Raw genomic sequence first — 11876 nt, forward strand, 5'->3', positions numbered from 1 at the left:
AGGTTGTAAATAATTCTTCTTGAACTTACTTCCTGAGACAGTAGATAGATTAAATGAATTATTTAAAGAAAGCTATCGGTATAAAATAGATAGAAACAGCTGTTTTGTTTAATGATTTCAATTTATCTACATAACAAATATTAGTTAGACACCTTAATTATAAACCTTTATTTTACATATGAACTTAAACAACAAGTACAGTATGTTATTTCTGGCTGCTTTTTCATGGCTACAGTTTTCCTGTAGCAGTAGCAGTAACAGCAGCGAAAATGTACAACAGCAATTAAAAATCACTCCGGACAAGGAGGTAAAGGAACTTGCTGAAGAAAATCTGGAGAAAGCTGTCGCACAATATAAGGTGTTAAGGAACAGGCTCCCTGAAGGACGATTTCCTAAGACTTATTATGCAGATAAAGACTCGCTGGAAACCAGCGATTCGGGATGGTGGACGAGCGGTTTTTATCCTGGAACCTTATTGTATCTTTATGAAGTAACAGGAGATAAGGAGCTGCTTCAGGAAGCAAACCGGATTATGACCGTGCTGGAAAAGGAGAAATTTAATACCAAAACGCACGATCTGGGGTTTATGATGTTTGACAGCTTTGGTAATGCCAATCGCATAAATCCAACTCCTGAACATAAAGATATCATAATCCAAAGCTCCCAATCTCTGATCAGTCGTTACAATGCGGATGTTGGGGCAATTAAGTCATGGGAATCCAAGCCTCAGGACTTTCTGGTGATCATAGACAATATGATGAATCTGGACATGCTTTTTTGGGCCACTAAGGAAACCGGAGATTCAACCTATTATAACATTGCGGTGAAACATGCTAATACCACCATGGAAAACCATTTCCGTGAAGATAACAGCACTTATCATGTGTTAAATTATAACCCAAAGACCGGCAGTGTACAGGAGAAAAAAACTGCTCAGGGCTATGCAGATGAATCAGCATGGGCCAGAGGACAGGCTTGGGGTTTGTATGGCTATACCGACGTGTACAGGGAGACAGGCGATAAGAAGTACCTGGAGCAGGCTAATAAAATAGCAGCTTTTATGCTGAACCATCCTAATATGCCTTCTGATAAAGTACCTTACTGGGATTTTAATGCTCCGGATATTCCGAATGCCCCACGTGATGCTTCCGCTGCAGCCATCATGGCATCTGCCCTGTTAGAACTCAGTACATATGTAGAGGGTGATAAGGCCGAACAGTATTTTAACATTGCAGAGCAAATAATTCGCACCTTGTCTACCCCTGAATATTTGGCAGCCCCAGGTACGAATGGCGGCTTTATCCTGAAGCATAGTGTTGGCAGTCTTCCTGCAAATTCCGAAGTAGATGTTCCTCTAACCTATGGCGATTATTATTATGTTGAGGCGCTGAAGAGGTACCTGGAATATGGCAAGTAAGGAGCAGAAGAAATAACTGAGTAGACGTGGCATGCCATAAATTAAAGTCTTTCTTGTTCAGACCGAAGGTCAGGAAGGATAAAGATTTAATCAGAACCCTAACAAGTATGATAATGAAGCATTTTATAGACCTGCGTTTCATAAAAAAGTGTATAGTCATTATTCTTTGGTTTGCTTTTATGTCTCATAGTGGACAGGCAAATGAGCACCCTCCTAGTAAAAAAGAGCCGAAGGTAAGAGAATATTATGTGTCTACACTTGTTAAAATTGCTGATCCTGTGTTAGAAGCATTAAGCAAAAACGAGTTAAAAAAGAGGATGCCTGTTGAGAAATCGCCAGGTGCCTGGGATGATCGCACGCATGTTACTTACCTGGAAGCTTTTGGGCGTCTTTTATCTGGAATGGCTCCCTGGCTGGAGTTAGGTCCTGACAACACGCCGGAAGGAAAGCTTAGAGAAAAGTATATACTGTTGGCCCTGAAGAGTATCCACAATGCCACTGATCCCAAATCTCCGGATTTTATGAATTTTACCAAGGATGGCCAGCCGCTGGTAGATGCTGCGTTTTTGGCCCAGGGCCTATTAAGAGCTCCGAATCAATTGTGGGGGCGGCTTTCTAAAGAGACACAGCAAAATGTACTTGCAGCTTTAAAGTCTTCCCGCGTCATAAAGCCGCATTATAGCAACTGGTTGCTTTTTACCGGAATGGTGGAAGCTGCGTTGTTGAAATTTGATGGCGAAGCAGATATGGTAAGAATAGATTACGCCTTAAACAAGCATATGGAGTGGTACCTTGCTGATGGTATGTATGGAGACGGACGGGAGTTCCATTGGGATTATTATAATAGTTTTGTAATTCAGCCGATGATGCTCGACATTCTTAAAGTTCTTAAGGAAAGCAGAAATGAAAGAGAAAAAGACTTTGAACGTGTTAAACACAGGGCAAGAAGATACGCTGCTATTCAGGAGAGGCTAATATCACCGGAAGGAACCTACCCGCCAATTGGTCGTTCTTTGGCCTACCGTTTTGGCGCTTTTCAACTACTCTCCCAGGTTGCTTTGTGGAAAGAGTTACCTGGAGAAATCGATCCCGCACAGGTACGCTCGGCATTATACACTGTTATAAAGAGGCAAGTAGAGGCCCCTGGAACCTTCGATGAAAAGGGCTGGTTGCGCATTGGTTTTTTTGGCCATCAGCCGAGCATAGGTGAAGGATACATTTCCACTGGCAGCCTTTATTTATGTTCAGAAGCATTTCTTGTACTTGGACTTGCTCCAGAAGATCCGTTTTGGGCAAATCCTACAAAACCATGGACGCAGAAAAAAATATGGAGTGGACAGCAAATTCCTATAGATCATGCCATTAGGGACTAATTATTCTGCTTGTGGAGGGAATTAGTATTAATAACAAATGAGTGTTTTCAACAATATCATAAGCTAAGATAAGATGATCTCCAGGAATAAAGTATCAATTGTGGCAATTATGTTACTTGGCTGTTAACACGTTTCGATAATAATTAGGAATGACGCAGAGTCTCAAGAATCAACAAGGAGGTTCTTTGTAGTCTTAAGGGTTGACGAGCATTAGTCTGTCAACTACAGACGACTACTTAAATTCTATATCATTATAAATAATACAGATATAAGTTAAGTTTTATATGCCTCAGGCTGCTTCTGCTCTCTCAGGCAGAGATGTGCAAGGCTGGTGAGAAAGGCGCTCTCTTTCTCAAAAAAGTTTGACAAACACTTGATGGCTATTAAGTCATTTGTCGCAAACTAAAACTTAGTATTACCATTAAGGAACTACCGTTAGTTTATTTATTTCTTGGTTAAGTAAAAAATGATGAATGTATGAAAAGAATAACTACACATTTTTTGGGAAGGTACAGCCTGGCTCTTGCAGCATGCTGTGTCTCGCTCCCGGGAGTAGCGCACAGTTACTCTAGTGCAAGCAGGGATGAATCTAATTACAAGTTTGGAAAAAGCTCCTTAGCAAAATTTTTAGATAAAGCTCTAGCCAATCCAGGGCATACAGGAGGGATATCAGCAGTTCAGGAATTGGCTGTAACCGGAAAAGTAACAGATGAAAGTGGTGCGGGCTTGCCTGGTGTAACAGTGTTATTAAAAGGGTCATCAATAGCTACGCCTACTAATGTTGATGGAAGTTATACTATTACGGTTCCCTCAGGAGGAGGCACTTTAGTGTTCTCCTTTGTTGGTTACTTAACACAGGAAGTAGCAGTAGGAAATAGAGCTGTCATCAATGTAAGCCTCAGCTCAGATGCCAAGGCACTGGACGAGGTTGTGGTAGTAGGTTATGGAACCCAGAAAAAAAGTGATGTAACAGGAGCTGTAGCCAGTGCTAATCTTGAAGCTTTCAGGCAAGCACCAAACACTAATATTGCCCAGAGTTTGCAGGGAACTGTTCCAGGATTAAATGTTGGTCAGGTAAACGCTGCAGGTGCTACACCTGAAATAAGTATACGGGGCAGATCTTCTTTAAGTGGAAATCAGGATGTACTGATCATTTTAGATGGGATACAGTATAATGGATCCTTATCCTCAATAAATCCTAATGATATTGAATCTATCGATGTTCTTAAAGATGTAAGTTCAACAGCAGTCTATGGAGCGCAGGCAGCTAATGGTGTAATTCTAATTACTACAAAAGGCGGTAAAAGAAATCAGGCACCAAGAATTACGATTAATTCTTCGTACGCAACTTTAAGCCCTACGACTAATTTAAGACCAATGCGTAGGGAAGAGTATATAGATTATCTTAACAGACAGCTGTATCAATATGAATTTCTGCCACCTTCATTCACGACTCCAAACCCAAATTATCAGGGGTATTTTGGAAACAATCCCGGCGCCAATGTGAACTTTACCTTAGAAGATCCTGATAATCCAGGCAATTTTAAACCTACTGATTTCGATTGGTGGGGTGAAGGTACACAGAACAGTTACATCCTGGAAAATCAGGTTAGCATAGCTGGTGCTTCTGAAAGAATTAGTTACTTATTGTCTTTAGGATCAACTGAGCAGCGAGGAATAATTAAAAATGATAAATTTTCCAGAAAGAATGCTCGCATAAATCTTGATGCAGATGCTACTGACTGGTGGAAGGTAGGAGTTCAAGCTTTTGGTTCTTTTATAAATCAGGATGGTGATGAGCCACATCTTTTCCAATTACGTGCAGCCTCTCCATTACTGGAACCATATGATGCAAACGGTAACTTAATACCTAATCCTTCCGGTACTATAGAGCTAAATCCTTTTTTAGCTTATGATACAGAAGATTATGAGCGTCATGATTACCTTTTTGCCAACTTATATTCAGAGATAAATTTTCCTTTTTTAGAAGGACTTTCCTACCGTTTAAATTTTGGTAATAATTACAGGATCGATAAGCTATACGGATCAAGCATTTACGGAGCTGGGCTGGTAGGTGATGCAGGAAAACTTAACCGGTTTTATAATGATTATACATTAGATAATATCCTAAGATATAACCGTACGTTTGGAAAGCACGATTTTGGTGCGACATTACTCTACGGTGCTATAGAGCGCAAACAAGAAGAGACGGATACGTATGTAAGAAATTTTAATAGATTAACTTTAGGGTATAATGACCTTAGTGTAGGTTCTATTCCTGTAGCAAATTCCGGAGCTTATACCGAAAGGTTGAATTACCAGATGTTTCGTTTGATTTATAAATTTGATGAGCGTTACATCTTTACCGGTACAATTAGAAGAGACGGTTTTTCTGCTTTTGCTGAAAATCAAAAAACAGCTTATTTCCCTTCTGCAGCGCTTGGCTGGAATGTCTCTAACGAGGCCTTTATGCAAGATGTAAATTGGCTAACCACTCTTAAAGTCAGAGCAAGTTATGGAATCAGTGGTAACCAAACCCCACGGTATAGCTCGCTTGCACGATTAACTACACGCCCAGCGTATGTATTTGGCGATGGTGCAGGTCCTGCCTTCGGTCAGGAGTTAACGTCTCTGCCTAACCCTAATCTGCGCTGGGAAAAAACGGCTGGCCTTAACCTCGGGCTTGACTTTGGTCTATTTTCAAACCGCGTAACTGGTACTGTTGATGTTTATAACAATATAACAAACGATTTATTATTTGCTGCTAGGGTTCCCTTTATAACCGGTTTTGATCGCATTCAATCTAATTTGGGTGAGGTTCAAAACAAAGGTATAGAGATCTCGCTTACTGGTTTTGTTGTGCGCTCAAATGATTTTACCTGGAGTGCAACAGCTAACTTCTCAGCAAATAGAAATAAAATCCTTTCACTTACCGGTCAAGATTCAAATGGAGATGGTGTAGAAGATAATTTAATACAAAACGGACTCTTTATAGGTGAGTCTATCAACGCCATTTATGATTATGAAGTTAATGGCATCTATCAGATTGGAGAGGATAATATACTTCCTGGATACCAAGCAGGTAACTACAGAATTGTGGATCAAAACAATGATGGAAGAATTACACAGGCAGATGACAGGAAAATATTAGGTACACGTGATCCTGCCTTTAGAGCATCATTGTTAAATAGTTTTTCATACAAGAACTTTTCTTTAAATATCTTCTTCAATTCTGTTCAGGGTGGTAACAATTTCTTTATAGCACCAAACAATAATGCTTTGTACAGGGATGCAAATACCTTATGGTTAAATCACCTAAGTGGTATTGACTATTGGTCTCCACAGAATCCTAATGGTTTAAATGCATTGTCTGCAGGAGCGCCTGCTATCGCGGGAACACGATATGAAAACAGGAGCTTTATACGATTACAAGATGTAAGTTTAAGCTATAATTTCAATAAATCACTCTTAGAAAAATTTGCAATCAAAGACTTAAGCATATTTGTAAGTGGTAAGAATTTGGCCACCTGGACAAAGTGGAGAGGTTGGGATCCTGAATTTCAAGAAACCAGAAATCCTGATCCAACTCTGCATATTTATGGGGTAGGATTATCACGAGATGGAAGACCAGTATTGAAAGCGTATACCGTTGGTCTTAATTTAACATTATAATATACTATCATGAAAAAACTATTAATAGTTATATCAATTATTACCGTTATATGTTCGTGTAGCGATAATTTCCTGGACGAAAAACCAGAGGATTTTTTAAGTTCTACCAATGCCTATACAAATTATCAAGATTTCAATGCATCTGTAAATAATTTATATTTCCTGGTTAGAAGACAATTTTACAACAGGGATGATCAAAGGCCTTTCGATTTTCTCTACGGTACAGACCTTGTTTATGATGGTGAGCCAGGAAGCATCATACGGCATGGTAATATGGTACAGGCTTACAATCCTGCAAGTGTCATTCCAACAGTACACTGGAATTTGCTTTACAAAACCATAGCCGAGGCTAATGCTATTATAGGAAGAGCTCCAAATTCGCAGATGAGCGAACAAGAAATAAAGGATATTGTTTCTCAGGCTCGTTTTTTCAGAGGGTTCGCTTATAATGTCTTAGTAACCTTGTATGGCGGGGTACCTAAGGTTTTAGATGAAGTGACTTCTCCTAAAGTTGATTTTGTACGTGCCAGCAAAGAAGAAATCCTAAGAACTATAGTTGTAGAAGATTTAACCTTTGCTGCTGAAAATCTGCCAAGTATTAACCAGGTTAGAGATGGTAGAGTAAGCAATGTGGTGGCCTACCATTATTTAGCAGAAGCATATCTAGCTTTAGGTCAACCTACAGCTGCCATTGAGGCTACTTCCAGAGTTATAGATGATCCTAATACGGCACTTATGCAGTCGCGCTTCGGTACTCGTTCCAATGAAACTCCCGGCGATGTGTATTGGGATTTGTTTAGACGCGGAAACCAAAACAGGACGGGTGGGAACACTGAGGCTTTATGGGTGATTCAATTTGAATTAGATATTCAGGGAGGTGGTATAGTATCTGGAGGTATGGCAGATTCTTATTTAGCCGAAAGACATTTTGCACCTTTATTAAGATTCGCGCCTTTCAATTCCTGGCCTGTTGGAGATTACACTGGTGGTCGCGGTATTGGCTGGGGGATACCTACTGATTATTTTGAAAATACGGTATGGGGTGAAAATGCAAGCAATCCTGATTTTGTTAACGACATTAGAAACGCTAACCACAACTTTGTTAGAGTATACAACAAAGATAACTCTAGTGCGCTGGCTATTATTGCAGAAAGGATAGGTCGTGATACCGTATGGTCAACCGAGATAGCACCAAAGCGAAGGGAGTTTTACGCATATCCAACCAAAGTTACAACCCCTTATAATCATCCGGCGGGCTTAATCAGAACACCAGCTACGGTACCATATGGACTTACTGGTGGTGCAGGAGCAACCTATACCGATCAATATATGGTGCGACTGGCAGAGACCTATTTGCTTAGAGCTGAGGCATATTTAGCAAATGGCCAACCCCAACTTGCCGCTGATGATGTTAATGCTGTACGTATGAGAGCAAAAGCATCAGCGGTAACTGCTGCAGAGTTAAATATAGATTATATTCTGGATGAACGTATGCGCGAACTCGGTTTGGAGGAAAAACGTAGACTTACATTAATGCGTTTAGGCTTATTGTACAACCGCGTTATGAAATACAACCCGTTTTATGTGAGCCAGGGAATGAGTGAACATTTTAATCTTTGGCCGATACCAGCAGATGAGATAGAAGGTAACCGCGGTGCACAATTAGAACAGAATCCTGGTTATCCAAGATAAATCATTTCAACAATGTGGAATAGTGTAGTTTAAGTAAAAAAATATTCCCATATTTTAATTTTATATTTATGATGTGCAAATAAGTCTGGTCAAATATGACTCATCTCAAACTTTTTAGATAGGAGTAGGCGACAAACTCATTGAGCATATAGGCTAGTGCAAATCGAATACCATAAAGCGGTGTAGAGACTTATCTATACCGCTTTACTTTTTTATAGATCTCTGCCGCAGGTAAGGTTTATACTCTAAGAAAGTTCTAAAATTGGGAAGCTGACACCTTCACCAAAACCAAACAGAAACAAAACGTGTCTCAACCAACAGCAGTAGTATTGGTTGCTGTCTGCCATCGTCTGGACAAGATCTTTCTTAGAATACGGCCGTTTTTGAGATAATCTCGTAGCTTGGTATCAATTTTTACATCTAGCTTTTTGATGATCAAAAAGAAGTTCCTGATTCCCGTTTTGCCGTCTCATATATCTAAAGTGTTTGTGTGTAGTTGAGATAAGTAAGTGAGATAAACATGAAGATAAAGGGTCTCCACCCAAGATTAAAAGCTGCAAACAGCTGCCCTAAACATATACAGATGTGAGCAACTCTAAAGAGAGAAGAAGTGAGGCAGGAAAAAAAAGAGCGGCCAGAGCTGGAGCGGGAACACCGTAGTGGTGTGGAAGCCCGACTAGTCGATCCCTTAAGGACCTGAGTGAATTAATGACAGACTTCCAGCAAAAGGGAGTGGATTTTGTGATCCTGCAGAATGATATCAAGACGGCCACGCCTAACGGCCGCTTCACCTTCAACTTTTTTGCCTCTCTGGCAGAGTTCGAGCGGCAGATTATTCGGGAGCGGACTTAAGAGGGACTAGACTAGACGCAACCAGGTCACGGGGTAGAAAAGGAGGCCGACCTGCTGGTTTTTTCAAGGCGGCTATGGAGGAAGGCAGGCCTGCCAATACCCTCTTTGCCTCGGGCACCAGGATAGTGGAACAGATTGCACAGACCCCGGACATCGGCCGGGCCACCTGCTACTGCTACATCCATTACATTAAGCAGCAAGCTTGTACCTAATAAAGGCAAAGTATTAGGAGGAGTTACCAAAGAGCGTCCTCTTTACTACCTGTTTATTGGCTGCACCACATCATACAGGTGTTGTATGAACGCGGCAAGAAAGCTCCTTCAGAAAGCGGACAACAATACACGCATTCAGATAAAAACATTGCCACAGCAGCTACTAGCACTGTCTTTTATTATTCCGGCTACACCACGTAAACAAAATCTCTTTTCTTCGTTTTATCTACATGTTAAGCAGCTGTAGTCAACTCTTATGAACATTATAAACGTTACGCCTATTTTTCTTTCTCCGGACCAGAAGATACCCAATAACCCGGAGCTACCGTTACTCCTGTACTGGCAGGTGTTTTCGGAAAGCAACAAGTTGGAGCATGAGTTTAAGGAGGCTTTTAGGAGAAATAACTGGGCTGGCACCTGGACCAATGGTGTTTTCAACTACCACCACTACCACAGTATAGCTCATGAGGTGCTGGGAGTAGCAGCAGGCACGGCTACCCTTATTTTAGGCGGTCCACAAGGGCACGAATTGACAATAACTGCCGGCGATATGGTGGTGTTGCCTGCCGGAACGGGTCATTGCAAAAAAACAGCTTCATCTGATTTTGTAGTAGTCGGTGCCTACCCACAGGGCCAGGTAGAGTACGACATCTGCACGGAATCTGATTATGTAGCCGAAAAGCAAAAAAACATAGCTCGTGTTCCCCTTCCCGCCACCGATCCTGTGGCCGGTGCAACCGGCCCCTTGCTAAAGCACTGGCAAAAAAAAGGTTGAAGCCAGTTTACAGCTGTATCTTATAGCCAGTTTTGCCGTTTTAGGTACAGCAACAGGCTTTCAGATAATATCAGCTACTGCAACACTGCCGCCAAACATACCATAAACCTGTCACTAAAAGTGCTAAGAATAGCGCTTGAAGGCCAATTTTATTAGAAGAATTGGTTTAGCGGGTAATAAAACCAGCAGGTAAGGCCAGGCAGCGTGCGCAGTTCCTGTAAGTGTCTGGGCAGAGCAGACAAGAGGAAAAATGCTAGCATCTAATTTCTGCTGTCTGACATCTGCTTAAAGATTATTTTCATTTGAATAATTTGCGCTCAGTTTTAAATACTCGCGTACTGCACGCTTAACTACAGATCTACTTATAATTTTATGCGCAAGAACAACCTGATTCTTCCATTGTTGGCCTTCACCTTATTCGGTCTAGGGAGCTGTGCCAATTCTACTAACACCACCACTTCCGCTGCTGCTACAGCAACGGGTAGTGCAATCACAACCGCAACCGCTGGTGCCGTAGCTTTGTCAGAGCAAGATGCCCGGAAAGCTCAAACAAATTTTGCCAGCTACTGCTCCGGCTGCCACGGCGAAAACGCGGTAACTTTTGCCGATCGCAAGTGGAAATATGGCAGCACGCCAGAAGAAATCTTTAAGTCTATTAAAGAAGGTATTCCAGCGGCCGGCATGCCTGCCTTTGCCGAAACATTTTCTGATACCGAAATTCAGGAACTGGCCACCTACATAAAAGAAGGTATACAGTCGGTAGAGGCCTATTCGTTTAATGAGAATGAGGGTGCCCGGGAAGTATATACCTCCGAAAGCCAGAAATTCCGGTTAGAAACGGTTGCCAGCGGCCTTGGCGTACCGTGGGGCATCGCCTTTTTGCCTGATGGCGACCTGCTGGTAACGGAGCGATCGGGTAAGTTTTCAAGAGTTACACAAGACAAGCAGTTGCAACCCGTTCAGGGAGCACCTGCCGTACGCGCCGAAGGGCAGGGTGGCCTGATGGATGTGGCACTTCACCCTGATTTCAGCAAAAACAACCTGGTGTACCTCTCCTACTCCGCCATAAAGCAGGAAGGTGGCAAAACGCTTTCTACTACGGCCATTATGAGGGCCAAGCTCAGTGGCAACCAGCTTACCGAGCAGAAAGTGATTTTCGAGGCCCAGCCCTATTCTGAAACCAGGCACCACTATGGTTCACGCATGGTGTTTGGCAAAGATGGCCTTTTGTACTTTACAGTAGGAGAACGAGGAAACGAAAAGGAGAACCCACAAACGCTGGACCGCCACTTGGGAAAAGTACACCGCATTAAAGATGACGGCAGCATTCCCTCCGATAATCCTTTTGTTAATCAGAAAGGTGCCTTGCCTTCTATTTACTCCTATGGCCACCGCAACCCCCAGGGCCTCGATTTTAATCCTCAAACTGGCGAGTTATGGTCGCATGAACATGGCCCACGTGGCGGCGATGAGGTAAATATTGTAAAACCGGCCAAGAACTATGGCTGGCCTGTAGTATCGTATGGCATAAACTACAACGGCAAGCCCATAACAGACAAAACACAACAGGCTGGCATAGAAGACCCGATCTGGTATTGGGTGCCCTCAATTGCGCCATCGGGTATGGCCTTTGTAACAGGTAACCGCTACAAAGGCTGGGAAGGCGACCTGATGGTGGGCTCACTGAGGTTCAAGTTCCTGAGCAGGTGCAAAATAGAGAACGGCAAAATTGTGAGCGAAGAAAAGCTTCTGCAGAATATAGGCCGTATAAGAGAAGTAAGAATGAGCCCCGATGGGTACTTATATGTGGGCGTAGAAACCGGCCATGTGTACAAGCTGGTTCCTGTAGAGTAGGCATCATAAAAAGCGTTAGGAGTTATGAG

The 11876-nt window shown here is 42.2% G+C and carries 6 protein-coding genes and 2 pseudogenes; all 8 read left to right on the forward strand.

Features of this window, described 5'->3' with window-relative positions:
- The first annotated feature begins 178 nt into the window (after positions 1 to 178).
- Positions 179 to 1417, forward strand: coding sequence for a glycoside hydrolase family 88 protein (locus ACMA1I_RS05900; protein ID WP_337067368.1), 1239 nt, complete (start codon positions 179 to 181; stop codon positions 1415 to 1417).
- Between the two features lie 113 nt (positions 1418 to 1530).
- Positions 1531 to 2790 carry a DUF2264 domain-containing protein gene (locus tag ACMA1I_RS05905; protein ID WP_337067369.1) on the forward strand — a complete coding sequence of 420 codons (1260 nt, stop codon included), beginning with the start codon at positions 1531 to 1533 and terminating at the stop codon, positions 2788 to 2790.
- Between the two features lie 304 nt (positions 2791 to 3094).
- Positions 3095 to 3196 (forward strand): annotated as a pseudogene (locus tag ACMA1I_RS05910) (IS1 family transposase); the annotation flags it as partial.
- Between the two features lie 71 nt (positions 3197 to 3267).
- The gene (locus ACMA1I_RS05915) at positions 3268 to 6462 is read left to right on the forward strand and encodes a TonB-dependent receptor (RefSeq protein ID WP_337067370.1); all 3195 of its coding nucleotides are present in this window, start codon (positions 3268 to 3270) and stop codon (positions 6460 to 6462) included.
- A 9-nt stretch (positions 6463 to 6471) separates the two neighbouring features.
- Entirely contained in the window at positions 6472 to 8154 is a 1683-nt protein-coding gene (locus ACMA1I_RS05920; protein ID WP_337067371.1) for a RagB/SusD family nutrient uptake outer membrane protein, read from the forward strand.
- A gap of 690 nt (positions 8155 to 8844) precedes the next feature.
- Positions 8845 to 9006, forward strand: a pseudogene (locus tag ACMA1I_RS05925) (recombinase family protein); the annotation flags it as partial.
- A 468-nt stretch (positions 9007 to 9474) separates the two neighbouring features.
- Positions 9475 to 9993 (forward strand): cupin, encoded by a 519-nt coding sequence (locus ACMA1I_RS05930; protein WP_337067372.1) that lies wholly within the window; start codon positions 9475 to 9477, stop codon positions 9991 to 9993.
- A gap of 372 nt (positions 9994 to 10365) precedes the next feature.
- Entirely contained in the window at positions 10366 to 11847 is a 1482-nt protein-coding gene (locus ACMA1I_RS05935) for a PQQ-dependent sugar dehydrogenase (protein ID WP_337067373.1), read from the forward strand.
- The last annotated feature ends 29 nt before the right edge of the window (positions 11848 to 11876 follow it).

The sequence above is a fragment of the Pontibacter sp. 13R65 genome (assembly GCF_047525655.1).
Classification (GTDB): Bacteria; Bacteroidota; Bacteroidia; order Cytophagales; family Hymenobacteraceae; genus Pontibacter.

What these genes read in the sequence shown, in the direction of transcription:
- ACMA1I_RS05935 (WP_337067373.1), top strand. Translation starts at nt 10,366, where the DNA reads ATGCGCAAGAACAACCTGATTCTTCCATTGTTGGCCTTCACCTTATTC.
- ACMA1I_RS05915 (WP_337067370.1), top strand. Translation starts at nt 3,268, where the DNA reads ATGAAAAGAATAACTACACATTTTTTGGGAAGGTACAGCCTGGCTCTT.
- ACMA1I_RS05930 (WP_337067372.1), top strand. Translation starts at nt 9,475, where the DNA reads ATGAACATTATAAACGTTACGCCTATTTTTCTTTCTCCGGACCAGAAG.
- ACMA1I_RS05920 (WP_337067371.1), top strand. Translation starts at nt 6,472, where the DNA reads ATGAAAAAACTATTAATAGTTATATCAATTATTACCGTTATATGTTCG.
- ACMA1I_RS05900 (WP_337067368.1), top strand. Translation starts at nt 179, where the DNA reads ATGAACTTAAACAACAAGTACAGTATGTTATTTCTGGCTGCTTTTTCA.
- ACMA1I_RS05905 (WP_337067369.1), top strand. Translation starts at nt 1,531, where the DNA reads ATGAAGCATTTTATAGACCTGCGTTTCATAAAAAAGTGTATAGTCATT.